Raw genomic sequence first — 24,718 nt, forward strand, 5'->3', positions numbered from 1 at the left:
TTGAATTGGGTCCGGCGGATTTCTGGAAGTTGCTATCAGAAAGGACAGCGAAATGAGTATTGCAGAGGCTGGCCAAACCGAAGTCGAAGTGGCGATCGTTGGCGCCGGACTGGCCGGCACCACCTTGGCAACCGTGCTGGGCAAGGCCGGGCGCAAAATGGCGTTGATCGATCCGCACCGCGTTCATCACGACGAGTTCCGGGCCGAGAAAACCCGTTTCGAACAGATGCAATTATTCGACAAGATCGGCCTCGGTCCCGTCATCAGGCCCCTCGTCACTCCGACGACCGACATCCAAGTCTTCCGCTTCGGACAGTTCTTCAAGCGCAAGCAGGACTCGGAGTTCGGATTTTCCTACGGCCCGCTGGTAAATGGCCTGCGCGAGGCCCTGCCGCCGGAAGTGCCGCTGACGGTCGGCAAGGTCGCCGAGGTCTCGACTGGACCGGACCGGCAGCGCCTTGTGCTCACCAACGGCACCGTCATTGACGCCAGGCTGCTGGTTGTGGCCACTGGCTACAGCGAAGCGGTGCGGCGCGCCATCGGGGTGGAGCGCGTTGAGCAGTCGAAGGCGCATTCGCTGTCGATCGGATTCGACCTGGCGATCTCGCCGCAGGAATTCGGTTCTCGTTCCCTCACCTTCTACCCCAGACGCATTGGGCACCGCATTGCCTTTCTTACCGTCTTCCGGATCGGCAATCGGATGCGGGCAAACATGTTTGTCTACCGGACCGTTGCCGAGGCGTGGACGCAGGCGTTTCGCGCGGATCCGCAACAAATGCTTCTGCAACTGATGCCCGAGATATCAGCGCAATGCGGCAACTTCGCCGTCGCCAGCCCGGTCGAATTGAGACAGGTGAGCCTGACAACCACCAGTGGCCACCGCCGGAGCGGCGTCGTCTTCATAGGCGACGCGTTCTCAACGACATGCCCAGCGCAAGGTGACGGCATCCGCCGGGTGGCTACCGATGTCGATCGCCTGTCGACCCACATCCCCGCTTGGCTGGAAACGCCTGGCATGGGCGTCGACAAGATCTGTGCCTTCTACGACGACCCGATCAAGATCGCCGCCGACGCTACCGCCATGCGCTCCAGCCTCTACGCCAAGGCAATCACCACCGACACCGGATTGGAATGGCGTATCCGCCGGCTGCGCAACAACACCGCCCGTCGCCTGATTATAGTCGGCCGCAAGATCAGACACTTTTCGCCGAGGCGGACGCTCGAGCCTATTCCGGAGAAACGAGCCTAGACGTCCGCCCTCCGCTCGACAGCATCTAGAAAGGCGTTGGCGCTTCGACATCTTCGATAAACTGAAGAAACAGTGCTGCCCCTCCCTGACTGGAAAACCTGTCAGTGAGCGGCGGGCTGAAACAGCACCCATCACGTTTCCGGAACTCCCCCACGTGACGCGCGTCCACCATTTGGACGGCATCCAATAACTCGACAGCATCCAGCAGGAGTCAGCGCCAGGCGGCCTCATTCTTTTGTTCGTAGTCACTGAAGGCCTTTTTCAGGCCGCCGAGGACTTCTGCCGCGGTTTCGAACATCGCCTTGAACTTGGGCTCGTCCACCTTGCCGATGTCCTCGCGAAGATGATCTATGGTGTCCTGCAGGCGTGCCTGCATCTTCTGGGTATGGTGCAGTGGATCGCGGTCGGCTTCGCTGGCCATGACTCTCTCCTTCGTTCTGCTGAATCCACCCGCCGAGTCCGATCGGCGAATTGCCATTTCAACGAACAAGGCTGAAGTCCGTTCCCGACATCGACACCCGACGCCCGCTTCGAGGGCGTCATGCAACTGAGGCTCGTCGTACGTCGTCGCGAGCCGGCCTCGAAACTCTTCTCCTCGATGTGCATGTGATAGGTGTCGAGATGGATGAAGATGTTGTCGGCGCCGCCGGACCGCGCAATCACAAGGTTTGCAGCCCCAAGATATTCATCAGCTCTGGGCTCTTTGTGCGTGCGTCGCTGCGCTGATGTCGCCGCCGACGATGGATGGCCGACGAATTCGTTCATGTCGGTTTTGGCTGTGACAAGCTTGCCGAGCCAACGGATTCCCGCATCAAAACCTTACAAGGCTCGAGCCGCGCGATCGGCGGCCCCTCCCCACCTCCGATCCTGGCAAACAAGGCCTCCATGGCGTGGCCGGCGATCTGGCGCACCGGCTGCACCACGGCGGCGATGGCCGGCCATGTCACCTGCATCCATTCGGCGTCATCGAAGCCGACCAGCGAAATGTCGTTGGGGCAGTGCCAGCCGCGCCGGCGGAATTCGGAGAGCGCCACCAGCGTACCCTTGAGGAACAGCGAGTAGACCGCTGTCGGCCGCTCTCCCTTTGCAAAATAGTCGCGCAACTGCGCCCTGAGCGGTTCGACATCGGTTTCGGCAAGCACGACGTCGATGCGCACATCCGGCACCAGCGCCCGTGCGGTGGCGCGAAAGCCCTCGAGGCGGGCGCGCATCGTGGCCGCCTGTTCGCCGAGGCCGACCACCAGGATGTGGCGGTGGCCCTTGCCGATCAGTTCGCGCGCCACCTCGGCGCTCGCGGAAGCACTGTCGGCCGATACGGTGTCGAAGGCGTCGTCGGACAGCACGCGGTCGATCAGCACGCCGGTCATGCCGTTGGCCTTCATGAACGCGGCCGCCGGGCCATGCTCGTTGCGCACCGGCGCCAGCACGACACCGGCAACACGCCAGTCATGCATGCGCGACAGGATCTCCTTTTCGCGTGCCTCGGATTCACGGCTCGATGCCGCCACCAGCGTGTAGCCGCGCTGCTCGGCGAGGCTTTCGAGCTGGGTGATCATCTGGCCGAAGAACTCGCTTTCGAACTCGGGCATGATGGCGCCGATGATGCGGCGCTTGGCCCGGCGCATGTCGGAAGCCAGCGGATCGATGCGGTAGCCCAACAGCTCGACGGCGTCGAGGACGCGCTGCGCGTTCTCGGGCTTCACCGTGGTGACGCCGGCCATGACCTTGGAGACTGTGGCGGCCGACACGCCGGCACGGCTTGCCACGTCGTGGATCGACGGACGCCGCTGCTGGGCCTGCCTATGCGCCATTGGTCCTCCTCCCGAGGCGCGGACGTCAGTATTCTTGTCCGCCACCGATGTGAGTAAATCGATTTTTCGTGGTTGTAAATCGTTTAATCCGAGGTAATTAATGCCCCGAGAAAGCGTGATGCGGATCGCGCCGGGAGGAATCATCATGTCGAACAATGCCTTGCCGCTGGTCATCAGCGCGCCGGAGCCACGCACGCTCGACCTCATCTTCACACCGCCGCAACTGGCGCGTCTCAAGTCAAAATACCGTGTCGTCGAGACCACCGCCGACGGCGTTGCAAAACTGCCGGCCGATGTGCTGGGAGAGGCCCGCTACATCGTCGGCCAGCCGCCGATCTCGCCGCGGACGCTGGAAGCGATGAAAGCGCTGCGCTGCGTCTTCAATGTCGAGACCAATTTGATCAACAACATGCCCTACGAAACGCTGTTTCAACGCGGCATCCATGTCGTCACCACCGGCCTCGTCTTTGCCGAACCGGTGGCCGAGCTTGGCCTGGCCATGGCGCTCAACCTCGCCCGTAACATCGTCGATGCCGACCTCGCCTTCCGGAACGGCAAGGAGTTGTGGGGCGGCGATGGCAACCAGACGGCGCGGCTCTTGTCCGGCGCCGATGTCGGCATCATCGGCTTCGGCGATCTCGGCCGCGCGCTGAACCGGCTGCTGTCGGGCTTCCGCACCCGCACCAAAGTCTTCGATCCCTGGCTACCGCCATCGATCCTCATCGACAATGGCGTCGAGCCGGCCTCGCTCGACGATGTGCTGTCGACCAGCGACTTCGTCTTCGTCGTCGCCTCGGTGACCAGCGAGAACCAGGGCTTTCTCGGCACCGAGGCCTTCGCCAGCATGCGCAAGGGCGCCGCCTTCATCCTGCTCAGCCGCGCCGGCGTCGTCGATTTTCCGGCGCTGATGGCGGCGGTGAAGAGCGGCCATATCGTCGCCGCCAGCGACGTCTTTCCGGAAGAACCGCTGGCGCCGGATCACCCGGTGCGCGCCCTGCCCGGCTTCCTGCGCTCGGCCCACCGCGCCGGCGCGCTCGACATCGCCTTCAAGCGCATGGGCGACATGGTGCTGGAGGACATGGACCTGATCGACCGCGGCCTGCCGCCGCTGCGCTCCAAGCGCGCCGAGCGCGAGACGGTGTCGCGCATGCGCTCCAAGCCGGCCGACAGGAACTGAGCCAGGTTTTCGGCGCTGGCGGCTGGGGACATGCCTGCCCGCCTTGCCCACCCTTGACGTCTTGACAAGAAGGAGGCCGGCGACGACGCTGCCGCGATCGAACTTTGCGGAGGGAAGCCATGAAGAAGACCTATGAAAAGCCGGTGCTGGTCAAACGGCAGAAGCTGTCGGCCATGACGGCGCAGCAAATCCCGTCATCGGGGTCGGCGGACTGACGCCGACCAGAGCGGTCCCGCGACGAACTTCAGCGCCAGAGCGCGACTCCAAGGCCATGCCGGCGCTGGAACCTTTGCGCGGCGTTTGCGTGTTTCACCCGGATCGTTTCTCATTCGATCCGGAATTCCTCCAATCAAATACCCCATCAGGCTCCGGCCGGCGGGGTTTTTCATTACGCACGGCCAGTAGCATCATGTGTCCGTGGCCTCGTCCTTGACCGGATCCCGGCCGGTCCGAAATATCCGCCTGAGGATGTCGCGCGCTATCTCGGCCCGATGCTTGTCCTGGCCTTGCAACTCGGCGCCGCCCAGCCTTGCCGGAGCGCCGCTCTTGTAGTCCCACACCATCCAGCTGCCAGATGTTTCCTGCAGGCACTCAAATCTGTCTCTTGGCATCAGACGAGTCTGTCTCTCGGCATCAAGCGTCCTCGTTCACATGGGCCCGGCGATCGAGGCACCTTTATCGCTGGCCGACGCAGGGTCAGGTTGGGCGGGGGGCCGGATCCCGCGTCGGCCAAGGCGCTCCTGAGATCCGCCGCGCTGGAAACCTAGCGAGTTACCGCCAGGCGAACAATTGCGCGGGTCTCTGGGTACGCTTTCGGACAGTTTGCGAAACCATACCCTGCCGAGACAATTGCTTCAGGTGGCGGTGGAGCATCGCGCTTCCCTCAAGCTGATGGTGCTGATCACTCCGCCAATTCGTCGCCACGCCCTCCAGGGAAAAGATGCAAGCAAGCAGCGGTTCTCAAGCAGCGTTTCTAATGACTCGCTAACCGATTGTCGGAAGCGTACAGTGTTTCTGTCGCTGGCCACTGAACGGGCGCTGGCGCTTGAGAGTGTCGATCGTACTCCCGCCCTGCGGGAGTTACACTTTGAACTGCGAAATTCCAAAATCGACTGCCACTGGCCAGGCACCGGCTTGTGAGACCTCCTCTCAGTCAAGATTCCGAAATGAATTGCTGCGGAGGATGACCGCCGAGGACCTTGCGCTGCTTGAGCCGAGTTTGCACCGGGTAGCCCTGCCGCTGAGAATGTCCCTCGTGACGCCCGACGTGCCTATTGAAGCCGTTTATTTCATAGAGCGCGGAATTGCGTCGGTCGTCGCGCGCACGTCCAGCGGACGCGAGGCCGAGATCGGGTTCATCGGCTTTGAGGGGATGGCTGGGTATTCGCTGGTGATGGCCGACGACCGCGCACCGCAAGCCTGCTTCGTGCAACTCGAAGGCGAAGCAATGCGCATTGACGCAGGCAGCTTCAATGCGGCTTTAACGACCAGTCCCACGTTGCGATTGTTCCTGTTGCGCTTCGTCAATTCTTTACAGACCCAGACCGGATGTACTGCGCTTGTCAACGCGCGGCTGAAGTTGGCGGACCGCCTGGCTCGGTGGCTGCTGATGTGCGATGACCGCGTGGTGGGGGTGCGATTTTCCATCACCCACGAGTTCCTCGCCACGATGCTGGGCGTAAGACGGCCAGGCGTCACCATCGCCCTTCAAGAATTGGAAGGTCTTGCTCTGATCCGGTCGCGCCGGGGTGAGGTCGTCATACTGGACCGCCCTGGACTGATTGCGCTGGCCAATGGCGGATATGGGGAGCCGGAAACTGAATATATCAGGCTTTTGGGAGAGACTGGTTCGGGGGACTGAAGACCGAGACAGAGCCCGTTGCCCTTGGTCGGCCTAACCCGTTTCGTGGCCGGCGCCCCCCTCGCGGCTATGCGCATGCGCTCAATGACAAATGAGATCGGACCGGGATGATATTTTTTCCGTCCTGGACGACTTGTCGCCGGAACATTTCCTCTCGGCCGGCATTTTGAGTGCCACCGAAAGGGGAGAACTTCCTTGACCCGACTGCCTCAGGATAAAGACCGGATCGAACGTGCCACCCGCGAGGCGCAATCGATCATCGCCATCGAGCGCCAGGCGCGTGAGGCAAAGACGGCGCGGCTGCGAGAACTGCGGCTTTCCTCGGAGGCGCCGGCTTCGACCGGAGCGGCAAAGCGCAAGCCCGGCGCGCGAAAGACGACACGCAAAACGATCGACGTGAGGTGAGCTTGTCTCAACGTATTCGAACACCCCTCGCTTCGTGGACCACCCTGAACCAGCGGTTCTGGAGGGCACGCGCCTAAATGGCCTTGCCCGTGATTTTCTGCGGCGCCTCATGTGCCGTCCATCACAGGCAGGCCAACGAGAGGACGCTGACCAGCAGCAAAATTCCGGACGAATTGCTCTTACTCGAACAGACGCCGTGTGATTTTACCGTCCTCGACGATCTGGACGGCCCACTGGCAATCGATACGCTCGATGGAAACGGCGGTCGGCCTCGGCACATCTTCAGCATTCATGGCTGCTTTTTCGACCTGCGCGCGACCGCTTCCATAAAGGAGCGCGCGGCAGCGTCGCAAGCCATTCTAGACGGTCCATTTGCGAACAGCACGACCTTCGCGGCTTTCTCCGACATGCCGTATTTCTTTGCGAAGACCGCGGCGTCGTAAGGCTCGTTTTCAACCCCGGGCGTCGAGGACGTGACCCTGACCTTGGTCATTGGCGTGTTCGCCTGAAACTGTCGAGCAATTCGGTTTCATTGCTGCAGCCATCCTCGAAAAGAGCAAACACCGTGGCTGCCAGCTCCTGCACGTCCGGCTCCAGCGACATCCGGTCAAGTTTGCGTTCGAAGCAGACCTGATCGAAGACGCGTTGGCACAGCTGCAGGTCGGAAGGATGAAAGCAGGGATGGCGCTTGTTAAGGCTCGACATGAGAAACCCCCACTCCGAGCAGCGCCCCACTTGCCAGACGCTGTGGTGGAAAATCTAATTTGCCTGCGGGGAGAGTCAATATTGGCGTAGTCACTGTATGGATCGTACAATTCTCCCCCGGCAAACTGTGCCGTTGGCTGGCTTTCGAAGGGTTTGCAGGACCGGATATCAGATGGCGCCTTTGTCGTTAGCCGGCGGATTTTATTGGCCCCGCCCCGCGATCCGCGTCCCAGACAACGTGATCCGCCTTTCTCGGACAATATGTCGGTTTTGTACCAAGCGGCGCTTGGTACGTTTCCGACACTAACGTTTGGGTCGATCTTTTCGTATGCGAGCGGCGTTGGGGGGCGCCGTGAATCGAATTCCTAGATTTTTTTGTCCAAAGCCCCTATACACAGGTGATCGTCCGCACGTTTTTACGGGCGCGGACGGCTGGGAGATCGGATGGCTCTTGCCCTGCATTGGGCTGTGCCATGACTAATTCGGATAAGCCGGATTCCAGCAAAAACCATCAACACCGGAATGAGCTGTTGAGGCGGATGAGTGCGGATGACCTCGCGCTGCTCCAGCCGCATATGCAGCGCTGCGATTTGCCGTTGCGTAAGATGCTGGCGACTCCCAATGTCCCGATCGAAGCCGTCTACTTCATCGAACAGGGCATTGGCTCGGTGGTCGCCAGGACGACGAGCGGCCACGAGGCCGAAGTGGGCTTCATCGGCTTCGAAGGCATGACCGGATCTTGCCTGGTGATGGGCGACGACCGCTCCGCGCATGCCTGCTTTGTGCAGCTCGAAGGCGAAGCGATCCGCATCGAAGCCGGCCCTTTCAAAGCGGCATTGGCGGCAAGCGCGACCTTGCGCATGTTCCTGCTGCGCTTCGTCAACACGCTCCAGACCCAGACCGGCTGCACCGCGCTCGTCAACGCACGGCTAAAGCTGGAGGAGCGGTTGGCGCGGTGGCTGCTCATGTGCGACGACCGGGTTCCCGGCGAACACCTCACCATCACACACGAATTCCTGGCCATCATGCTTGGCGTCAGGCGGCCAGGCGTCACCGTCGCCCTCCAGCTGCTCGAAGGTCGCGCGCTGATCCGGGCGCGCCGGGGCGAGATCATCATTCGCGACCGCGCCGGGCTGATCGAGCTGGCCAATGGCAGTTACGGCGACCCCGAGGCCGAATACGTCAGGCTGATCGGCGAGATCGGCGCAGCCTGACATATCAAGTTTCGTTGTCAGGCTTTAGGGCCTGCAGCCTCTCGACAGTCGCGGCGCAACCGGTGCCGCGGTCGATATTATCCGTCGCTTGGATGACCAGCGGCAGAGGCAACGAGTAAGGTGGCATCTGGTGCCAAAGCCCTTCGAACTCGTCCGTTGTGCCCGGATGCTCGAAGAAGGGCTGAGAAAAGGCTCAAGACGCGCGCCTGGCCCGCGGTTTCGGGCTCCCCGTGGCCGGCTTGCCCAACGGCATGATCTCGTCGGTCCGTGCCTCCCCACATGCATCCCACGCGCCGTGCCGGCCAACCGGCATCCCGGCGTGTTCAAGGCTCGCGAGCTTGCATCTGGTCTGTTCTGCCGCCGCGCCGAGAAGACAATCGATGGCGAACATGGTGTCGGCGTGGCCGCTTGCCGCGAGCACCTGGCGTATCGTGCTCAATTGAGCGTGCGTGTAGTCCAGAAGCTTGAGCAGATCGATATGATCCAAACCGCCCTCCATCGCATGATGTCGAGAGGCCGATCCGAGGTCGCTCTTGCCACCGGCAATACGCCCATTCGCGCGGCTTGGATAGCCGGATTGTACGAATCGTACAATTTCCCTATTGTCCAGACCGGTAAATACAGGGGGCCCCCTTGGGCATGACCACCGCGCAATCCTAATTGCGCGGCAAATGATTCCTGTCATGGAATCCCGCTTTGGCCGAAACGAGCAAAATCCGAAAAAGTTTCAATTTCTTTCCGATTGTATTTTACCCGAGATGGCCTGAATCTTGGAACTTTCATCCGAACCTGTCGTTTTTCAGGACGATCGTTACTCTACGATCTCAAAGCAACAGGAGGATGACACCATGAAAATCAAGATGATCTGTTTCGGCGCGATGACGCTTTCGATGGTTGCCGGCTCGGCTCTGGCTGCCGGCGACACTGGCACGTCGGCTCTCGACGATCCGGCCAAGATGCAGCCCTTCTACACCGACTCCAGCATGAAGACGATGGTCAGCAATGACGCCTTCGCAACAGCCTGGAAGGCGCTGACGCCGGACGACCAGACGGCGATGATGAAGGCCTGCGAGGACGAGTCCAAGAACGCCAACCCCACCAACACCCATCCGGAATTCTGCAGCAACGCGAAAGCGATCGGTGGCAGCAAGTAGGCGCCCACTGGATCGATGAGGGCCAGCGCTGCCCCTCATCCGCCTGCCGATACCTTCTTCCCGTATGGTGACGGGGAGAAGGTGACTCGCCGCAACCTGGGCTCTTCTTCCGCGACGCAGGCAAATCAGCGGAGCCATCGATGACTGCCCTTCTCCTCGTCATTATACGGGGAGAAGTGCCCGGCGGGCGATGAGGGGCGGCGCTGACTTTGCCAACATGAAGGCACCACGGTCGTCAATTGACGCCGGCTCACCCTGGTTCCTTACCGTCTCGCGGCAACCGGCGCATTCCGTGTCGCCTCCCTATTCCGCCATGTTGCACTGCGATAGATTTGTTGCATTGCGATATCAGCCCGATTGATCCACACTGCCAAGGGCTGGGCTGGGCTTGCACGAAGGATTTATCGTGGCAGCTGCGTTCCGGCCGGACATACAAGGATTGCGCGCCCTCGCCGTCGGCGGCGTCGTCGCCTATCATTTCGGCCTCATCGCGCTGCCCGGCGGCTTTGCCGGCGTCGATATCTTCTTCGTCATTTCCGGCTGGCTGATATCAACCCACCTCATGCGGGAGATCGCCGAGACCGGCCGGCTCGACCTCTGGCGCTTCTATGCCAGGCGCGCGCGGCGGCTTCTGCCGGCAGCCCTGTTCGTCATCCTGGCCACGCTCGCCGCCGGCTACTTCATCCTGGCGCCGCAAGAGCAGGCGCTCTACTCGCGCGGCGCCATGTTTGCCTCCGCCTACACCATCAATTTATGGCTGCTGCGCTGGTCGTTCGATTATTTCGCCGCCGATGCCGCCAGCAATCCCTTCATCCATTTCTGGTCGCTGTCGGTGGAGGAGCAGTTCTACCTGGCCTGGCCGGCACTGCTTCTGCTGGCAGCATGGCTGCGTCCTGGCCGGCGAACGGCTGCGGCGTTAATCGGCGTCGCCGGCCTCGCCTCGTTCGCCGCCTGCCTGTGGCTGACCAGCGCAGCACCTGCCTGGGCGTTCTATTTCTCGCCGCTGCGCGCCTGGGAGTTTGCCGTCGGCGGCCTGGCGACGCTGGCGCCGGTGGCTTTCCTGCGGTGCCGCGCAGGGCTGCTGCCTGCACTGGGCTGGCTCGGCCTGGTGCTGATCGCGGCGGCGTATCTCTTGTTGAGCGAGAACCTGCCCTTCCCCGGCTGGCGTGCCTTGCTGCCGGTTGCCGGCACCGTGCTGGTGCTGCTGAGCGGCGCCGGCGCGGAACAGACCGGCAGGCAGGCCGAACAGCGGACCGGCTGGCAGGCTTTTGCGCCGGCCACCGCTCTGTCGCTGCCGCCTTTGCAAAGGATCGGCACGCTCTCCTATTCACTCTACCTGTGGCACTGGCCGGTCATCGTCTATGCCGGCATGCTGGTGCCGGACCTATCCGTCCAGCAGCGACTGGGCTGCGGCGTGCTGGCGCTGTCGCTGTCGGTGCTCACCTATCATCTGATCGAGAACCCCGCCCGGCGTGGCGCTTGGCTGGCGGCGGGCGCCCGGGCGCTGATCCCGGCCGTTGCCCTCACCGGTGCCGGCGTGGCGGTCGCCTATGCCAATGCGCACCTGGCCGCGCGCAACATCGACACTGCGCAGCGCGGCATCGAGCAGGCGGCCGAAAAACCTTCCATCGTGCGCGCCACCGACAAGAGCTGCCTGCTCGACTTCCACACGGTGACGCCAAAACCTTGCGTGTTCGGCGCGGCGGACGCCACCCACACCATCGTGCTGTTCGGCGATTCGCATGCCGATCACTGGTCGACCCCGCTGATCGAAGCGGCGAAGCGCAACGACACCAAGGTGATCACCTATCTCAAATCCTCGTGCCGCGCCTCGCGGCTCTCCACCTTCAATGCCGTGCTGAAGCGCGACTACACGGAATGCGACGCTTGGCGCGAGCAGGCGATATCAGACATCATCCGCCTCAAGCCGCGCTTGGTGGTGATCTCCGAATTCTCGATCGGCAATTTGATCCGCGACATGCCCGCCACCAGCCGCGCAGCCGAAACAGCGCGCTGGCAGGCCGGCCTGCGCTCGACCTTGCAGGCATTCAGCCGGGCCGGCGTCGAGACGGCTGTCATTCGCGACACGCCGATCAACGCCAGCTTCGCCGATTCCTGCGTGGCGCGCGCTTTGTGGTGGCGCGAAGCACCCTCGCCGCACTGCGACACGCCCAGGATCGAGGCCGCCAACGACAGCGCCGCGGCCGCCGAGCGCGCCGTCGTGAACAGCGTGCCTGACACGCGCTACATCGACCTCACCGACCGCTTCTGCGGCCCGACCGCCTGCCATGTCGTCATATCGGGCCAACTCGCGTTTCGTGACCGGCATCATCTGGCAACAGCCTTTGCCGAGACGCTGGAGGGACCGTTGGAGCAGGCGCTGTTTTGAGAGTGGGGTGAGAAGCGGCTCGCGCAGCGAAAGCCAATTGTTTGGCTTTTCTCGGACGCCCTGAGCCTGCGAAAGGCCGGGTGGCAGGCACATGAGGGGTGGACCCGGCCCTGCCAATCAATGCATGCCGGAAAATTTCTTTTGATGGCGCGCCAGGAACACCGACCGCAGCGGTCCAGGGCTCTCGCGCGCCGGTATCCGTATCCTTTGTCTTACGAATCCGTGGAACGCGGCCGCGTCTCGGGGGTTATATTAGGTCAACCTTGAAAAGGAGGTAGCTATGAAGAAGCTCCTGCTTGTTTCGGTTATCGCCATTGCTTCGGCGGCGGCGATGATTGCCCCCGCTGATGCCCGCAGTCGTATCACTATCGGCATCGGTGGCTATGCCGACAACTATTACGACGACTATTACGGTGACTACGGCGATCGCTATGTGTATCGTCCTTATTACCAGTACGACACTTACGACAACGGCTACAGGCCGCGTTATTACCACCGACACCACCGACACCACCGTTGCCACATCGAACTGGTGAGGCACTGGCGCCACCATCACAGGATCATCGAGGAGATTCGCGTCTGCGGATAACCTGATCTTGTGAAAACCGATCCGGCCGGCATTGCCGGTCGGATCGCCTCTTGCCCCATTTACCGCCTCCCCATCATCATCCCATAGTGCACCGCCAGCAGATCCAGCCCGACCTTCAGCAGCTTCGTCACCACATCCCGGCCCTCGCCGGTCTGCTCCGCCACCCCCTTGATGGACCCACCGGCGCAGCAGACCTTCTGGACCACGGCGGCCACCTCCCAGTGGCCCAGCGCCCTGGTGGCGGCGGCGTGGGCACGGCCGGCGTCGAGCACGCTGTCGGCGATGCCACCGCCGTGGTGGCCGCCATCGACGCGCTCGGTCCAGCGCATCGGCTTGACGCTTGCCTGCTGGCTGCAGCGGAAATCCTCGCGGTAGCGCAGCCCGGCCTCGCGCTGCTGGCGCGACAGCGAGGTGATGCCGATCAGCGGATCGATAGTGCGCATCCGCACGATGCCGCCGGTGGATGTGAAGCCGTCGTTCGACACCTCGTAGACGCGCCTTGCCTCCAGCGTGCCGGCGGCCAGCCGCTTGCGGCCGAAGGCGTCATCCCTGAGCGCGAAATCATGGCCGACCTCGCGGCGAATGCGCACCTGCTCGGCCTCGCCCTTCGGCAGTTTCGGCGCCTGCGGTTTGGCGGCTTTGGTTTTCCTGGGCATGGCTGAGGTCCTCGGTTAGGGTGTTGGGAATGGAACTGGCGGTCCTTTGCGCGCCCCTCTGCCCTGCCGGGCCATTCTCTCCCCTCGTGGGAAGATGGCCGGCAGGCCAGGGCTGTCCCGCCGACCTATCATCGCCAACAAGAGCAGCATGTAGGCGCCGACCCGATCGGTGGAGAGTAGCAACATGTCGCCGATGAAATTGGAGACATAAAGCTGCATGAAGGGCCGTTCGCTGGATGGCAGCGCCTCCATGCCGACATCCGGGCTAATGGAACCAGCGCGAATTTTCGACGTTATGCCGCGTCTACGGGAGAGATGCCGATGACAGCCTTCATGCCGGTTACCCTGCGCTTTTGCGACAACACAACCATGCTGGTCGGCTCGGTGGCCGAGGCCGCCGGGGCGCTCAGGCAGAAATGGCCCGACAAGACAGCACCTGGCTATGTCGAGGCGGCCCGGCTCGTTGCGCTCGCCGTCGACGGCACCTGCTGCCAGCGCATCGCCTTCAACGCCCTCACCAAGGCGGCCAGGCAACAGAACATACTGGTGACCAAGCCGAAAAGCCGCGCCCATGACTGGCTGGACGCCGTGACCAGCCCGTGAGAGGCGCGCACGGGCCGAAAAATTGATGCAACCGCCCGCCGGCGCGGCGCGTTTACGAGCGCGGTAGGTGAAGCCGCGCGCAGAGCGAAGGTGAACGCCGTGGGTACCATGAAGACAGGAGTGCCGCTCAAGGTGCGGATGGACGGGGAGATCGAAGAGATCGACAGCGTCAGCGAAGCCGCCGATTTCCTGCAGCGCTGGCCGCTTGAGCGGCGCGGTCATGTGTACCGCAGCGCCCTCAACGCCTGCGGCGCGGCAATCGCCGCGCAGATTTCCGAAGCCGACGCCATGAAAGTGTTCACCGGCTTTGCCCGGGTGGCCAACATACTGGTGGCCGAAGGTGGGCCAGCCATGACGCTCGAGGCCAAGACCATGCAAGGCCGCATGCCCAAACAGGGTCGGCAGGTGCCTAAATAGGGTTGCGGCGGCTTTTCCGCCTCTTTCTCCCCGTTTACGAGGCGTGGTCCGCGCAGGGGACGAAAAGCCAATTGCTTGGCTTTTCGAACAACGAACGCCCGGCAGGGCAATTGGGGGCGGCGCCAGCGCTTCGCAATTGGCATCGGACGCTTGAAGTTCATATCCGCTCTCAATCCGCCACGTCAGCGCGCCGTCCCTCATCCGCCTGCCGGCACTTCTCCCCGTGAACGGAAAAGGGATGCTCATCCCGCCACAAACACGCGGCGCTGGAAGCGCGCCTGGTGGTAGGTGCAGTAGCTTTTCAGCGCCCCAGTCCGCATGCCGCAGCACAGCATGTCGGCGTCCGGCCGGCCGCCCGGCACGTCGTTATCGGGGTCCTCTTGCAGCGCCAGGTCCAGCGGCGCGCGGCAGCGGGAAAACAGGCAGTCGATGAAACGCATCGCCACGCCATGCGGCTGGCGGCCGACGGGCGCACGCGGCGGCACCGGCACCTTGAAACGGTAGGTCTCACCGTCGGCGATCAGCACGCCCACCTCGCGCACGAACAGGCGCGGCGGCAGCCACGCAGGCGAAGGGTCGCGCTTGGGCCGGGCGGCCGTCTTGCACACGCCGGGACCGCTGGTGGCGGCGTCGATCATGCCGGCGGCCGGCTTGGCGCTCGCCATGCCCTGCGCCGGCATGCCATTTGCCAGCTTGCTTCCAGCATACTTGCCCGCGGCCCGCTTGGCCCCGACCGGCGGCCCCTTGCCATTGGCAAAGCCGATCGCGTCCAGCATGGCGTTGCGGTGCACGATGCCGATGATGGCATTGCGCGACACGCGCGCGCCGCGCAGCGCGCTGAATGCCGTCGCGATCCTGGAGGCGCAAAGCCCGTCCTTCAGCCAGCGGGCGATCTCGTGCAATTCCGCGTCGGTATAGCTTGCCATTTCCAGACTCCATCCAAGATTCTGCTTTCGGCCGCGCGCCGCCAGGCAGGCGGTCGGGCCCGGTTGGCCGGATCGCGGTAAGGGGTTGTGGTTCGAGGGCCGGCGGGCGCTGGCTCAGCCGGACCGGCTTCGCGGCCCGGCCGGTTCGACGAGGCGCGAAAGCCGCGCCTCGGCGGTTTTTCTGTCGGGGGCGGAAACCGCCCTGCCCGTCAGCCTGTCGATCAGGATGACGGTGCCGTCTTGGGTGCGGATGCACGACCGGGCGGGCAAGCCAGCGCCATACCGGTCGAATTGGGGGCCGGAGCCGAGGGGAGCGGCGGCTCCGGCCGTTCCGGTCGCCGTTGACGGGCCGACCGGGCCCGGGGCTAGTGCCTTGAAGCACCGAGCCTCGGGCTTCGCCCCGGCCGGGGAGGAGGACGGCCAGGACGGAAGGGTGCCGGCGACAGGCGCCAGATGCGCCTCATGTGAGGCAGGCGCCTCGGCGCCATGAAAGCTGGACAGGTTTTGCATGGCCAGATATAAGCATAACTCAAAAATAGATGCAAGCCATTCTTTCATAGACTAGAGCCGCTTTCATCGCTCACATGGGTGCCATGGCAAAAACGGAACTGTCGATCAAGGTCGGGGCGGCGATCCGCAAGGCGCGCAAGCAGCGCGGCCTGGTCATGCGCCACATTGCCGAGCACAACGACACCGATGTCGCCGCCGTCGGCAACTGGGAAACCGGCCGCAACCTGCCCAAGACCGAGAACCTCTTGAAGACCGCCGCCTTCCTGCGCGTCGATCCGGTAGCACTCGGCAGGGGCGAGGTCGTCTTCCTCGACGATGCCGGCCCGGTCGCCGACGCCGAAATCGTCACCGATGCCGCACCCCTGCCCGCCGGGTCGATGGATATCGAGGTGCTGGGCGCGGCCGTCGGCGGCGACGATGGCGATTTCACCTTCAACGGTGAGCCAGCCGGTTACGTCCAGCGCCCGCCGGGCGTCCGCAACCTGCCGAAAGTGTTCGCGCTGCACGTGCTGAGCGATTCCATGGTGCCGCGCTACGAGCCCGGCGACCTGATCTATTGCGGCGGCCGCGACGCCGTGCCCGGCGACCACGTGGTGATCGAGACGTTTCCGGAAGAAAACGAGCGCAATGGCAAGGCCTTCATCAAGAAGCTGGTCAAGCGCACCGCGGGTGAGCTGATGGTCGAGCAGTACAATCCGCCAAAGACGCTAACCTTCAACCGCTACGCCATAAAGCACGTCTGGCGCGTGATTCCGCTGAAGGAGTTGCTGGGGTATTGAAGGTGGGGCGCCTCTTCCTTCTCCCACAAGGGGAGAAGGCAGAACCAGCGCCCTTCTCAAGCCCGCCGCGACCCCTCCAGCGGCACCTCCCGGTCGCTCAGCATCCGCGCTTCGCTGCGCACCCGCTGGCGTTCGTCGATGAACGCCGCCTGGATCGTAACGGTCGCTCCCGGCAGCCCGTCGGCGCGGCAGGCCGAGCAGACGATGCGGCCCGACAAGGCGGCCAGCGGCGTATTGCCCGTCACTCCGAATCGCTTCAACTGATCGGGCCGCCACCAACGGTTGCGGCCGCAATCGGCGCACTCGACCGAGATCGAGGCGACATGCGCGATTGTTGGTTCCCTGCCCGGCAATGCCATCGCCCCTCCCTCGTCTTTTGTTCCTGATTTGTTCGCATATTCCTGCGTTTTGCGCCAGGAGTCGAGTCGCTGTTTTCAAACATTCCTAAAAGTTTTCCTTCTACATATTTTTGAGTTATGCTTATATCTACTAGAAAATATGAGTCGGGACATGAACCACCCGCCGCATCGAATCCGGGAGTGACGATGGACGCCGCCGATTTCGCCCGCGCCTGCGGTTACTCCGGCGACAGCCCAGCCCTGCTCGAAGCCTTCGAAGCCATCCGCCGCGACGGTATTGCCCACGCCCGCCAGGATCACATCAGGCGCAAGGCGATGATCGACGAGCTGAAACAGTCGGAGATATTGTTCCTGGCCGCGGTCGGCCCGGCGCTATCGGCTGGGGAAGCCATCGAGGATGCCGCCCCGCTTCATCGCCTGCTGGCGCAACATGCCGCGCTGGCGCCAGGAACGGCGCCTGCCCGACCTGATCAGGGCCAAGCAGCAGCGGCTCGTGGCGCGCTTCTTCCGGCGGTACAGCCAGCGGCTCTGGGCGCGCGAGGCGGCGTGAGGACTGGACCAGCCATTTGCGGTTCCATCAGCTATTTTTTCTTTCCAGACTGCACCCGGGTGGCGATCGTTCGACGGGCATGATTTGGAATGTTCAAGACTGCCCGCCCAACAGTTCAGACCTGGATAAGGGCCGGCGCGGAACCATCGCCGCTTTGTTCGTCGCCGGGCCTGATGGGTGTCTTCGGCGCCCTGCCCCGCCCAGGCCCCGCACCTCGGTCACGTCGGCGAAGCGCTCGCGATCCAAGGAAATGGCTACAAAGCCGTTGCCGGCGAGATGCAAGGTCACCTGCTCGTTGGTGATCGTCACACGTTCGACCAATCTGGCATGGTGATCCGCCAGACGTGCGGACACTTCGGTATTTACAGTGATCCCCGCCTCATCGGAAAAGCTTATGCCAATTCCGTATCCGGGCTCGCCGCTGTCAATGCTCTTGATCGACTTTCCTACCAACCTTTCGGCTAAGGGCCCTCATGACTTCCTGCTCACCTTGGACGAATGCCTCTCCGGCGGCGTAGCCGCCCGTCCCGCCTCTCTCACCGTCTCACCCGCGACTTCAGCCATCGGTCAAACGCCACCGCCAGGATCAGGATCAGCCCGATGACGATACTCTGCGTGTAGGAGGAGACGTTGTTGAACTGCAGCCCGTTCTGCAGCACGCCGATTAGCGCAGCACCCACCACCGTGCCACCGACCGAGCCGATGCCGCCGAACAGCGAGGTGCCGCCGATGACGACGGCCGAAATGACCGTCAACTCGTAGCCGATGCCGGCGACCGCCTCGGATGAGTTGAGCCGCGCCGACAGCACGAAGGCGGCGAGCCCGGCGAAGAAGCCGACGATGACGTAAACCGAGATCAGGATGCGGTCGACGCGCAGGCCCGACAGCCTTGCCGCCTCGGCATTGCCGCCGACGGCATAGACGGCGCGGCCGTAGCGCGTGTAGCGCAGCACGATGTGGCACAGGATCGCGGCCGCCGCGAAGATGAGCGCCGGCACCGGCACGGGGCCGATCAGCCCGGTGCCGAAACAGCGCATCGAGGCGTCGAAGCCCGAGATCGGGCCGCCATTGGAGATGGTCAGCGTCAGCCCGCGAAACACCGTCAGCCCGCCCAGCGTGACGACGAAGGGCGGCACTTTCAGCCTGGTGATGACTAGCCCTTGCACGCCGCCTGCCGCCGCCCCCACAACGACGGCGGCGAGCAGCGCGGCGAACCAGCCATAGCCTTGCGTGCCGGAGGTCGACAGCGACAGCGTGTTGGCAGTGCCACCCTTGGCGACCACGGCGGCGACCATGCCGCAGAAGGCGAGCAGCGAGCCGACCGACAGATCGATGCCGGCGGTGAGGATGACGAAGGTCATGCCAAGCGCGATCAGCCCGGTGATCGAGATCTGCCGCGTGATGTTGAACAGGTTGATCGGGTCCATGAAGCTCGGCTTCAGCACGGTGAAGACGACGATCAAAGCCACCAGGAACAGCAGCGGCCCGAAACTCATCAAAAGCCGCGCGAAATTGATGCCGCCGCGCTGTTCCTCCGCCACGCTCATGGTGTCTCCTTGCGGTCGAGTGCCATCAGTTCCATCAGTCTTTCCTCGTTTGCCTCGACGCCCGGCATCTCGCCGGTGATGCGTCCCCGGCGCATGGTCACGATGCGGTCCGAAACCGCCAGCACCTCGGGCAGTTCGGACGAGATCATCATCACCGCGATGCCGCGCGCCGCAAGCCGCACCAGGATCTGGTGCACTTCCGTCTTGGCGCCGACATCGACGCCGCGCGTCGGCTCGTCGACGATCAGCACCTTGGGATCGCGCGCCAGCCAGCGCGCCAGGACCACCTTCTGCTGGTTGCCGCCCGACAGGCCCTCGATCGCCTGCTCGGCAGAAGCCATGCGGATCGACAGCATCTTCCTGAAGCCGGCGAGCGCATCGCGCTCGCGCCGCTCGGCCATGAAGCCGAAGCCGTTGCTGAAGCTGCCCAGCGAGGCGACGGAAAAGTTCGGCAGGATGCCGAGTGCGGCAAAGATCGCCTGGTGCTTGCGGTCTTCCGGCACCAGGCCGATGCCGAGCGCGATCGCATCGGCGGGTGATGCCGGCGCTATTTGCTTGCCGTCGAGCGTGATCGTACCCGCCGCGATGCGGTCGGCGCCGAAAATGGCGCGCGCCAGCTCCGTGCGGCCCGAGCCGACAAGGCCGGCGACGCCGAGGATTTCGCCAGCCTTGAGCTCGATGTCGACACCGTCGAGCACGATGGCGTGCGGCGCCTCGGGATCGCGCACGGTGCGCAGGCCGCGCACCGACAGCACGACATCGCCGGCGACCGCGCGCTGCGCCGGCCGCGCATAGAGCTCCGATGCCGCCCGGCCGACCATCTTTTCGATGATCCTGGGCAGCGCGATTGGCCCACCCTCGCGGTTAAGATGCCCGGCCAGCCTGCCGTCGCGCAGCACCGTCATGCGATCGCAGATGGCGGAGGCCTCCTCCAGCCGGTGGGTGACGAACATGATGGCGACCTTGTCCTTGCGCAGCCGATCCATGATCGACAGCAGGCGCTGCACCTCGGTCTCGGTCAGCGCCGATGTCGGCTCGTCCATGATGATCAGCCGGCTTTTCAGCGACAGCGCACGGGCAATCTCGACCAGCTGCTGTTCGGCCACCGACAGCGCTGAAACCGGTGTCGTCGGATCGATGGACAGGCCGACGCGGGCGATGATGTCGCGGGAGTCTCGCTCCATGCGTCGCCAGCTGACCAGTCCGAGCGGACCGAGCGGCGCGCGGCCGATAAAAATGTTCTCCGCCACCGTCAGCGTCGGGATCAGGCTGAGCTCCTGATAGATGGTGACGATGCCGAGCCGCTTGGCATCCTGCGGGCTCGATGGCTGATAGTCGGCGCCGTCGAAAATGATATGTCCGCTGGAGGGCGGCATGACGCCCGACAGGATCTTCAGCAGCGTCGACTTGCCGGCGCCGTTTTCACCAAGCAGCCCCAGGATTTCGCCGGGGCGGATGTCGAGCGAGACATCGCTCAGCGCGGTCACGCCGGAAAAGTGCTTGGTAATGCCCTCGACGGCGAGCAGGATGGGCGATGGGGCGGTGGCTTCAGCTGGCGGCAATGGTTGCTCCCGGATTGCGGTTCATACCAGCCCCTGTCAGCGCTTGAACACCCCCCTCTGTCCTGCCGGACATCTCCCCCGCAAGGGGGGAGATTGGCAGCGTCATTTGTGGCGCTCTTCCTTGCAGCGTTGAAGATTTGGCGAAAGCAGAACAAACAGCCGATCTCCCCCCTTGCGGGGGAGATGTCCGGCAGGACAGAGGGGGGTGCTGTCCCGCCGGCTTTGCGAATCGGCCGATCCCCGCCAAGTTCTACTTCGTCTCGCCAATCCGCTCCGCCTTGTCGAGATTGTCCTTGCCGATGACGATCGGCGTCAGCAGCACCAGCTTCTCCTTGGGCTCGGTCTTGTCCTTGGCGAACGCCACCGCGATGCGGACCGCCGTGCGCGACTGCTCGCCGGGGAATTGCTCGACGGTGCCGGCAAGCTTGCCGTCACGCACCGCGACCAGCGCCTCGGGAAGCGCATCGAAGCCGTAGATCTTGACGTCGGTGAAGTTGCGCGCCGCGCAGGCCTCCATGGCGCCCAGCGCCATATCGTCATTGGCGCAGACGATGGCGTCCGGCTTGCCGTTGGCGGCGAGCCCCGCCTCGGTCACCGACAGCGCCTCGGCGCGGGCGAAATTGGCGGTCTGCTCGAAGACGATCTGGTACTTGTCCTTCAGGGGATCGAGCACATTGTGCACGCCCTTGTTGCGGTCGATCGCCGGGCCGGCACCCGGCTGGCCCTGCAGATGGAAGATCTTGGCGCCGTTGGGGAACGCCGCCACCATAGCCTGGGCTTCGGCCTCGCCGCCCTTGACGTTGTCGGCGCCAACATGGGCCAGAATACCCTCGACACCGTCGACGCGGCGGTCGATCGTCACCACGGGAACGCCGGCCTTGACCGCTTCCTCGATCGCCGGCGCCAGCGCGTTGACATCGAGCGGCGAGATGACGATGGCGTTGACCTTCTGCACCAGGGCGGCCTCGATGTCGGCGGTCTGCTTGGTGGCCGAGTTCTGGCCGTCGCTTTCGGTCAAATTGACGCCCTGCGCGGCGGCTTCCGCCTTGATCTCGTTCAGCATGTGCACGAAGAACGGAAAGCCGAGATTGGGCACGGAGCCCAGGATGGTAAGCTTGTCCTGCGCAAACACCGAGGGTGCGGCAAGCATCATGGCGCCAAAGGCCGCGGACGACAGCAGGAATTCGCGTCTGTTCATGGGATCCTCCTCCACAAGAACGCACGACCCCGAAAACCGGGATCGGTTTCAGGAAGGATCATGCGTCGGCTCAAAGTGTTGGAGCATCCTCCCTGCGCCCGAAAACGCATGCCGCTCCAGCTGGCCGCCGCTGTAAAAAAGAGCCTCCCACCGACGCCTGCGCGGGGATGCTAGCCCAGGGTCAATCATTTGTGCAACATCGATATACAGAGCTGCTGGGCAACTTATCGGAATTGTCGGATTTTTGAATTGCGGGCTTCCTGCCCTTCGCCGATCGGCTCCGGTGCGCTGCCCCAACACCGCGTGGCGCCCGTCTCGCATGATCGGCGCGCCTGGCTTCCATTCCTTGGGTCCGGCACTATTTCTGGACAATGCGGATCGCCCAGTAGTGGCACCGGTTTTGGGAGAACGATATGCACGACAACACGGCCTGAACTTTCGAAGCCCACGAATTGGAGAATTGCATGAAGCCGCAAATCGTCTGCCATATGCTGGCATCCCTCGACGGCAGCCTCCACCCGAGCCGCTACACCAAGAGCCCCGACGGCACCTTGGCCGAATGGTCGAGCCTCTATGAGCATATCCACAATGACCTCGCGGGCGACGCCTGGATCGTCGGCCGCGTCACCATGGCCGAGATGAGCAAGGCCGTCGCGCATCCGCCGGCCAATGCCGGCAAGGTCGACCGGCCCTATCATTTCGCGCGGGCCGGTGCGGGCATTTATGCCGTGGCGCTCGATACCTCGGGCAGGCTTCACTTTTCCAAACCCGACATCGGCGGCGACCATGTCGTGGTGTTGCTCGGGCGTGACGTTGCCGACAGCCATCTGGCCGAGCTCGCCGCCGACGGCGTGTCCTATGTCGTGGCGGAAACCGCCGACATCGATCTCTCGGCGATGGTCGAGGTTCTCGGCCGCGAATTCGGCATCCGCAGGCTGCTGCTCGAGGGCGGTGCCGGCATCAATGGTTCTTTCCTCGCGGCAGGGCTCGTCGATGAGTTGAGCCTTCTCGTCGCCCCGGCGCTCGACGGGCGCGCGGCAAACCAGGGTTTCGTCGAGTTCGGCGAGAGCGGCCTGGCGGGCAAGACGCAGTTGTCCCTGAAGAGCTGCGAGGCGCTGACGCATGGGCTCGTCCATCTGCGCTACGCCGTCACGCCTGGCTGAGCTCTCGCAAAACGGCCCGTAACCTGACTGTTGCCGGCCGTATCTCGCCAGCCTTGTCGCCGAGGCTTCAGCCCGTCAGGCGGCGTATTGCATGGCCTCGAGGTCGGCGATCAGCGTCGGGCCGGTCGGATGCCAGCCGAGCCGAGCCTGGGTCAGCTGGCTGGAGGCCGGCAGATCCATGGGCGCGAACATCCCCATCCAGCCGAAATGCTCCGCCGCCTTTTCCGGCGGTATCGAAACGACCGGCAAATTCAGGCCCCGGCCAACCGCCGCGGCGATCTCGCGCACCTCGACGCCTTCCTCGCCGACGGCGTGATAGCGCGCGCCGGGCTGCCGCTTTTCCACGGCGAGACGATAGAGGCGCGCCGCGTCGAGGAGATGGCCCGCGGAGAAGCGATTGCGGCCTTCGCCGACATAGGCCGAGACGCCCTTCTGACGCGCGATCTCGATAAGCGGCGAGATGAGGCCCTGCTTGACCGGGTTGTGGACCTGCGGCAGCCGCACCACCGACACATTGACGCCTGCCTCCAGCAAGGCATTGCCGGCCAGTTCCGACGCGATGCGCGGATTGGGATGGCTGGCGTTGAAGACGTCCTCGCTGGCCAACTGGCCGTGTCCGGGGCTGCCCATGCCGACGCCGGAGGTGATCACCAGCGGCCGGTCGGATCCGGCGAGCGCGGCGCCGAGTGCCGCGATGACGCGCTTGTCCTTTTCGCAGTTGTCGGCAAACCGCGAAAAATCATGATCGAACGCCGTATGGATCACGGCCTCCGCCTTGGCCGCGCCGTCACGCAAGCCCTCGGGATCCTCGAGGGTTCCGCGATGCACTTCGGCGCCGGCTGCGGCAAGCGCCTCGGCGCCGGCGTCGGAGCGAGTCACGCCGACCACCTGGTGGCCCGCCTTGATGAGTTCGGGAACAATCGCCGACCCGATGAAACCGGTCGCGCCGGTGAGAAAGATACGCATGCAAAAATCTCCTGCATAGTTGCCTGCGTAATATTGCTGGTCTATTATTCTATTAAAGTAGTGACGTTATCATGGTATAATGGCTAACAGGATGCCCTCCAATTCCGCCGGCTCACTGGCAGCGTTCCTGAAAGACCGGCGCACCCGGCTCGATCCGGCGTCCTTCGGCTTCTCGGGGCGCCGACGCACGCCGGGGCTGCGCCGCGAAGAGGTCGCCCAGCGCGCCAACATCAGCCCGACCTGGTACACCTGACTGGAACAGGGCCGAGGCGGTGCGCCCTCGGCCGATGTCCTCAACCGCATCGCCAAGGGCCTGCTGCTGACCGAGGCGGAACGCGAACATCTTTTCATGCTCGGGCTGGGGCGCCCGCCCGAGGTCCGCTACAGGGGCGTCGAGGGCGTCAGCCCCCGGCTGCAGCGCCTCATCGACACGCTCGATGCCAGCCCCGCTTTGATCAAGACCGCCACCTGGGACGTCGTTGCCTGGAACCGCGCCGCGCAGGTCGTGCTGACCGACTACAGCGCCCTGCCCGCCGGCCAGCGCAACATCCTGCGCTTCATGTTCCGCAGCCCTGTCATCCGTGCCAAGCAGCACGATTGGGAAGGCCTCGCCCGTTTCGTGGTGGGAGCGTTCCGCGCCGATGCGGCCCGCGCCGGCGCGGTCTCAGAGGTCGCCCAGCTCGTTGACGAGCTTTGCAGCGTCAGCCCCGAGTTTGCCGCGCTGTGGCGCGAAAACGACGTGCTCAGCCACGGCGACGGGACAAAGCGCCTGAAGCACCCGGAACTCGGCGATATCGAGCTGGAATATTCGGGGTTCGCGGTCGACGGCCGGCCGGATTTGAGCCTGACCGTCTACAACCCGGTCGACAGCGCCGTCGCCGACCGTATTCGCGCGCTGGCTCTCGCCCGACACCCCAAAGAGTAAGGG

At 63.9% G+C, this 24,718-nt stretch carries 28 protein-coding genes and 2 pseudogenes; 16 read left to right on the forward strand and 14 right to left on the reverse strand.

Annotation, left to right across the window (positions count from 1 at the left end; all coding sequences use genetic code 11):
• Window positions 1–52 precede the first annotated feature (52 nt).
• Window positions 53–1,249 carry an FAD-dependent oxidoreductase gene (locus tag NKH03_RS23125; protein WP_352970718.1) on the forward strand — a complete coding sequence of 399 codons (1,197 nt, stop codon included), beginning with the start codon at window positions 53–55 and terminating at the stop codon, window positions 1,247–1,249.
• Between the two features lie 211 nt (window positions 1,250–1,460).
• On the opposite strand, the gene NKH03_RS23130 is transcribed toward NKH03_RS23125, so the two are convergent.
• Window positions 1,461–1,670: a hypothetical protein gene (locus tag NKH03_RS23130; protein ID WP_352608685.1), complete on the reverse strand. Its 210-nt coding sequence runs from the start codon at window positions 1,668–1,670 to the stop codon at window positions 1,461–1,463.
• 340 nt (window positions 1,671–2,010) lie between these two features.
• Window positions 2,011–3,060 (reverse strand): LacI family DNA-binding transcriptional regulator, encoded by a 1,050-nt coding sequence (locus tag NKH03_RS23135; protein WP_352871474.1) that lies wholly within the window; start codon window positions 3,058–3,060, stop codon window positions 2,011–2,013.
• 145 nt (window positions 3,061–3,205) lie between these two features.
• Here NKH03_RS23135 and NKH03_RS23140 point away from each other — a divergent pair, with 145 nt between their 5' ends.
• Complete coding sequence (locus NKH03_RS23140; RefSeq protein ID WP_352970720.1) at window positions 3,206–4,237, forward strand: hydroxyacid dehydrogenase; 1,032 nt, start codon at window positions 3,206–3,208, stop codon at window positions 4,235–4,237.
• Between the two features lie 407 nt (window positions 4,238–4,644).
• Here NKH03_RS23140 and NKH03_RS23150 read toward each other — a convergent pair whose 3' ends face one another.
• On the reverse strand, window positions 4,645–4,848 hold the full coding sequence (locus NKH03_RS23150) for a hypothetical protein (RefSeq protein ID WP_352871469.1): 204 nt from the start codon (window positions 4,846–4,848) through the stop codon (window positions 4,645–4,647).
• A 178-nt stretch (window positions 4,849–5,026) separates the two neighbouring features.
• Between NKH03_RS23150 and NKH03_RS23155 the strand changes: the two genes are divergently transcribed.
• The 4 genes from NKH03_RS23155 to NKH03_RS23170 all read left to right on the forward strand — a co-directional run bounded on the left by NKH03_RS23155 (window position 5,027) and on the right by NKH03_RS23170 (window position 6,946).
• Entirely contained in the window at window positions 5,027–5,377 is a 351-nt protein-coding gene (locus NKH03_RS23155) for a hypothetical protein (RefSeq protein WP_352970721.1), read from the forward strand.
• Between the two features lie 43 nt (window positions 5,378–5,420).
• On the forward strand, window positions 5,421–6,098 hold the full coding sequence (locus NKH03_RS23160) for a Crp/Fnr family transcriptional regulator (RefSeq protein ID WP_352871467.1): 678 nt from the start codon (window positions 5,421–5,423) through the stop codon (window positions 6,096–6,098).
• A gap of 195 nt (window positions 6,099–6,293) precedes the next feature.
• Window positions 6,294–6,503 carry a hypothetical protein gene (locus NKH03_RS23165; RefSeq protein ID WP_352871465.1) on the forward strand — a complete coding sequence of 70 codons (210 nt, stop codon included), beginning with the start codon at window positions 6,294–6,296 and terminating at the stop codon, window positions 6,501–6,503.
• Between the two features lie 77 nt (window positions 6,504–6,580).
• On the forward strand, window positions 6,581–6,946 hold the full coding sequence (locus NKH03_RS23170; RefSeq protein ID WP_352871464.1) for a hypothetical protein: 366 nt from the start codon (window positions 6,581–6,583) through the stop codon (window positions 6,944–6,946).
• 46 nt (window positions 6,947–6,992) lie between these two features.
• Here NKH03_RS23170 and NKH03_RS23175 read toward each other — a convergent pair whose 3' ends face one another.
• Window positions 6,993–7,208 carry a hypothetical protein gene (locus NKH03_RS23175; protein ID WP_352871462.1) on the reverse strand — a complete coding sequence of 72 codons (216 nt, stop codon included), beginning with the start codon at window positions 7,206–7,208 and terminating at the stop codon, window positions 6,993–6,995.
• Between the two features lie 539 nt (window positions 7,209–7,747).
• Between NKH03_RS23175 and NKH03_RS23180 the strand changes: the two genes are divergently transcribed.
• Window positions 7,748–8,422 (forward strand): Crp/Fnr family transcriptional regulator, encoded by a 675-nt coding sequence (locus NKH03_RS23180; RefSeq protein WP_352871461.1) that lies wholly within the window; start codon window positions 7,748–7,750, stop codon window positions 8,420–8,422.
• A 193-nt stretch (window positions 8,423–8,615) separates the two neighbouring features.
• Here the strand turns inward: NKH03_RS23180 and NKH03_RS23185 are convergent, their stop codons facing one another.
• A complete protein-coding gene (locus NKH03_RS23185; RefSeq protein ID WP_352970723.1) occupies window positions 8,616–8,909 on the reverse strand; it encodes a hypothetical protein in 294 nt (97 codons plus the stop codon).
• 361 nt (window positions 8,910–9,270) lie between these two features.
• Here NKH03_RS23185 and NKH03_RS23190 point away from each other — a divergent pair, with 361 nt between their 5' ends.
• The 3 genes from NKH03_RS23190 (at window position 9,271) to NKH03_RS23200 (ending at window position 12,554) form a co-directional block, all read left to right on the forward strand.
• Window positions 9,271–9,576: a hypothetical protein gene (locus NKH03_RS23190; protein ID WP_352871458.1), complete on the forward strand. Its 306-nt coding sequence runs from the start codon at window positions 9,271–9,273 to the stop codon at window positions 9,574–9,576.
• A 406-nt stretch (window positions 9,577–9,982) separates the two neighbouring features.
• A complete protein-coding gene (locus NKH03_RS23195) occupies window positions 9,983–11,965 on the forward strand; it encodes an acyltransferase family protein (protein WP_352970725.1) in 1,983 nt (660 codons plus the stop codon).
• A gap of 280 nt (window positions 11,966–12,245) precedes the next feature.
• Window positions 12,246–12,554, forward strand: coding sequence for a hypothetical protein (locus NKH03_RS23200; protein ID WP_352871454.1), 309 nt, complete (start codon window positions 12,246–12,248; stop codon window positions 12,552–12,554).
• Window positions 12,555–12,613: 59 nt separating this feature from the next.
• Here NKH03_RS23200 and NKH03_RS23205 read toward each other — a convergent pair whose 3' ends face one another.
• Window positions 12,614–13,210 (reverse strand): DUF6456 domain-containing protein, encoded by a 597-nt coding sequence (locus tag NKH03_RS23205; RefSeq protein ID WP_352871453.1) that lies wholly within the window; start codon window positions 13,208–13,210, stop codon window positions 12,614–12,616.
• A 321-nt stretch (window positions 13,211–13,531) separates the two neighbouring features.
• On the opposite strand from NKH03_RS23205, the gene NKH03_RS23210 reads away from it, so the two are divergent.
• Both NKH03_RS23210 and NKH03_RS23215 read left to right on the forward strand, forming a co-directional pair.
• Complete coding sequence (locus NKH03_RS23210) at window positions 13,532–13,813, forward strand: DUF982 domain-containing protein (protein WP_352871452.1); 282 nt, start codon at window positions 13,532–13,534, stop codon at window positions 13,811–13,813.
• Between the two features lie 108 nt (window positions 13,814–13,921).
• A complete protein-coding gene (locus tag NKH03_RS23215; protein WP_352871511.1) occupies window positions 13,922–14,230 on the forward strand; it encodes a DUF982 domain-containing protein in 309 nt (102 codons plus the stop codon).
• Window positions 14,231–14,472: 242 nt separating this feature from the next.
• Here NKH03_RS23215 and NKH03_RS23220 read toward each other — a convergent pair whose 3' ends face one another.
• The gene (locus NKH03_RS23220) at window positions 14,473–15,156 is read right to left on the reverse strand and encodes a GcrA cell cycle regulator (RefSeq protein WP_352970727.1); all 684 of its coding nucleotides are present in this window, start codon (window positions 15,154–15,156) and stop codon (window positions 14,473–14,475) included.
• 584 nt (window positions 15,157–15,740) lie between these two features.
• Between NKH03_RS23220 and NKH03_RS23225 the strand changes: the two genes are divergently transcribed.
• Window positions 15,741–16,445, forward strand: coding sequence for an XRE family transcriptional regulator (locus NKH03_RS23225; protein WP_352883926.1), 705 nt, complete (start codon window positions 15,741–15,743; stop codon window positions 16,443–16,445).
• Window positions 16,446–16,501: 56 nt separating this feature from the next.
• On the opposite strand, the gene NKH03_RS23230 is transcribed toward NKH03_RS23225, so the two are convergent.
• Window positions 16,502–16,804, reverse strand: coding sequence for a hypothetical protein (locus tag NKH03_RS23230; protein ID WP_352871447.1), 303 nt, complete (start codon window positions 16,802–16,804; stop codon window positions 16,502–16,504).
• A gap of 186 nt (window positions 16,805–16,990) precedes the next feature.
• Here NKH03_RS23230 and NKH03_RS23235 point away from each other — a divergent pair, with 186 nt between their 5' ends.
• The gene (locus NKH03_RS23235; RefSeq protein WP_352970729.1) at window positions 16,991–17,437 is read left to right on the forward strand and encodes a hypothetical protein; all 447 of its coding nucleotides are present in this window, start codon (window positions 16,991–16,993) and stop codon (window positions 17,435–17,437) included.
• Between the two features lie 10 nt (window positions 17,438–17,447).
• Here NKH03_RS23235 and NKH03_RS23240 read toward each other — a convergent pair whose 3' ends face one another.
• The 5 genes and pseudogenes from NKH03_RS23240 to NKH03_RS23255 all read right to left on the reverse strand — a co-directional run bounded on the left by NKH03_RS23240 (window position 17,448) and on the right by NKH03_RS23255 (window position 21,661).
• Window positions 17,448–17,807 carry a hypothetical protein gene (locus tag NKH03_RS23240; RefSeq protein WP_352970731.1) on the reverse strand — a complete coding sequence of 120 codons (360 nt, stop codon included), beginning with the start codon at window positions 17,805–17,807 and terminating at the stop codon, window positions 17,448–17,450.
• Window positions 17,808–17,890: 83 nt separating this feature from the next.
• Window positions 17,891–18,901: an ABC transporter permease gene (locus NKH03_RS23245; RefSeq protein WP_352970733.1), complete on the reverse strand. Its 1,011-nt coding sequence runs from the start codon at window positions 18,899–18,901 to the stop codon at window positions 17,891–17,893.
• On the reverse strand, window positions 18,898–19,944 hold the full coding sequence (locus tag NKH03_RS23250) for a sugar ABC transporter ATP-binding protein (RefSeq protein WP_502913550.1): 1,047 nt from the start codon (window positions 19,942–19,944) through the stop codon (window positions 18,898–18,900). The genes NKH03_RS23245 and NKH03_RS23250 overlap by 4 nt, the downstream gene beginning before the upstream one ends.
• Window positions 19,939–20,367: pseudogene (locus tag NKH03_RS35055) on the reverse strand (ATP-binding cassette domain-containing protein); the annotation flags it as partial. The pseudogene NKH03_RS35055 and the gene NKH03_RS23250, both read right to left, overlap by 6 nt.
• A 346-nt stretch (window positions 20,368–20,713) precedes the next feature.
• Window positions 20,714–21,661: a substrate-binding domain-containing protein gene (locus NKH03_RS23255; RefSeq protein ID WP_352871441.1), complete on the reverse strand. Its 948-nt coding sequence runs from the start codon at window positions 21,659–21,661 to the stop codon at window positions 20,714–20,716.
• A gap of 464 nt (window positions 21,662–22,125) precedes the next feature.
• Here NKH03_RS23255 and NKH03_RS23260 point away from each other — a divergent pair, with 464 nt between their 5' ends.
• Window positions 22,126–22,824, forward strand: coding sequence for a RibD family protein (locus NKH03_RS23260; RefSeq protein ID WP_352970737.1), 699 nt, complete (start codon window positions 22,126–22,128; stop codon window positions 22,822–22,824).
• 75 nt (window positions 22,825–22,899) lie between these two features.
• Here NKH03_RS23260 and NKH03_RS23265 read toward each other — a convergent pair whose 3' ends face one another.
• A complete protein-coding gene (locus NKH03_RS23265; protein ID WP_352970739.1) occupies window positions 22,900–23,790 on the reverse strand; it encodes an SDR family oxidoreductase in 891 nt (296 codons plus the stop codon).
• 91 nt (window positions 23,791–23,881) lie between these two features.
• On the opposite strand from NKH03_RS23265, the pseudogene NKH03_RS23275 reads away from it, so the two are divergent.
• Window positions 23,882–24,715 (forward strand): annotated as a pseudogene (locus NKH03_RS23275) (helix-turn-helix transcriptional regulator).
• The last annotated feature ends 3 nt before the right edge of the window (window positions 24,716–24,718 follow it).

The organism is Mesorhizobium sp. M1406, assembly GCF_040317555.1.
GTDB lineage: Bacteria > Pseudomonadota > Alphaproteobacteria > Rhizobiales > Rhizobiaceae > Mesorhizobium.

Coding starts and splice junctions, on each gene's coding strand:
- NKH03_RS23125 (WP_352970718.1), top strand. CDS start 53: ATGAGTATTGCAGAGGCTGGCCAAACCGAAGTCGAAGTGGCGATCGTT.
- NKH03_RS23130 (WP_352608685.1), bottom strand. CDS start 1,670: ATGGCCAGCGAAGCCGACCGCGATCCACTGCACCATACCCAGAAGATG.
- NKH03_RS23135 (WP_352871474.1), bottom strand. CDS start 3,060: ATGGCGCATAGGCAGGCCCAGCAGCGGCGTCCGTCGATCCACGACGTG.
- NKH03_RS23140 (WP_352970720.1), top strand. CDS start 3,206: ATGTCGAACAATGCCTTGCCGCTGGTCATCAGCGCGCCGGAGCCACGC.
- NKH03_RS23150 (WP_352871469.1), bottom strand. CDS start 4,848: ATGCCAAGAGACAGATTTGAGTGCCTGCAGGAAACATCTGGCAGCTGG.
- NKH03_RS23160 (WP_352871467.1), top strand. CDS start 5,421: ATGACCGCCGAGGACCTTGCGCTGCTTGAGCCGAGTTTGCACCGGGTA.
- NKH03_RS23170 (WP_352871464.1), top strand. CDS start 6,581: ATGGCCTTGCCCGTGATTTTCTGCGGCGCCTCATGTGCCGTCCATCAC.
- NKH03_RS23175 (WP_352871462.1), bottom strand. CDS start 7,208: ATGTCGAGCCTTAACAAGCGCCATCCCTGCTTTCATCCTTCCGACCTG.
- NKH03_RS23180 (WP_352871461.1), top strand. CDS start 7,748: ATGAGTGCGGATGACCTCGCGCTGCTCCAGCCGCATATGCAGCGCTGC.
- NKH03_RS23190 (WP_352871458.1), top strand. CDS start 9,271: ATGAAAATCAAGATGATCTGTTTCGGCGCGATGACGCTTTCGATGGTT.
- NKH03_RS23200 (WP_352871454.1), top strand. CDS start 12,246: ATGAAGAAGCTCCTGCTTGTTTCGGTTATCGCCATTGCTTCGGCGGCG.
- NKH03_RS23205 (WP_352871453.1), bottom strand. CDS start 13,210: ATGCCCAGGAAAACCAAAGCCGCCAAACCGCAGGCGCCGAAACTGCCG.
- NKH03_RS23210 (WP_352871452.1), top strand. CDS start 13,532: ATGACAGCCTTCATGCCGGTTACCCTGCGCTTTTGCGACAACACAACC.
- NKH03_RS23215 (WP_352871511.1), top strand. CDS start 13,922: ATGAAGACAGGAGTGCCGCTCAAGGTGCGGATGGACGGGGAGATCGAA.
- NKH03_RS23220 (WP_352970727.1), bottom strand. CDS start 15,156: ATGGCAAGCTATACCGACGCGGAATTGCACGAGATCGCCCGCTGGCTG.
- NKH03_RS23225 (WP_352883926.1), top strand. CDS start 15,741: ATGGGTGCCATGGCAAAAACGGAACTGTCGATCAAGGTCGGGGCGGCG.
- NKH03_RS23230 (WP_352871447.1), bottom strand. CDS start 16,804: ATGGCATTGCCGGGCAGGGAACCAACAATCGCGCATGTCGCCTCGATC.
- NKH03_RS23235 (WP_352970729.1), top strand. CDS start 16,991: ATGGACGCCGCCGATTTCGCCCGCGCCTGCGGTTACTCCGGCGACAGC.
- NKH03_RS23245 (WP_352970733.1), bottom strand. CDS start 18,901: ATGAGCGTGGCGGAGGAACAGCGCGGCGGCATCAATTTCGCGCGGCTT.
- NKH03_RS23250 (WP_502913550.1), bottom strand. CDS start 19,944: ATGGACGAGCCGACATCGGCGCTGACCGAGACCGAGGTGCAGCGCCTG.
- NKH03_RS23255 (WP_352871441.1), bottom strand. CDS start 21,661: ATGAACAGACGCGAATTCCTGCTGTCGTCCGCGGCCTTTGGCGCCATG.
- NKH03_RS23260 (WP_352970737.1), top strand. CDS start 22,126: ATGAAGCCGCAAATCGTCTGCCATATGCTGGCATCCCTCGACGGCAGC.
- NKH03_RS23265 (WP_352970739.1), bottom strand. CDS start 23,790: ATGCGTATCTTTCTCACCGGCGCGACCGGTTTCATCGGGTCGGCGATT.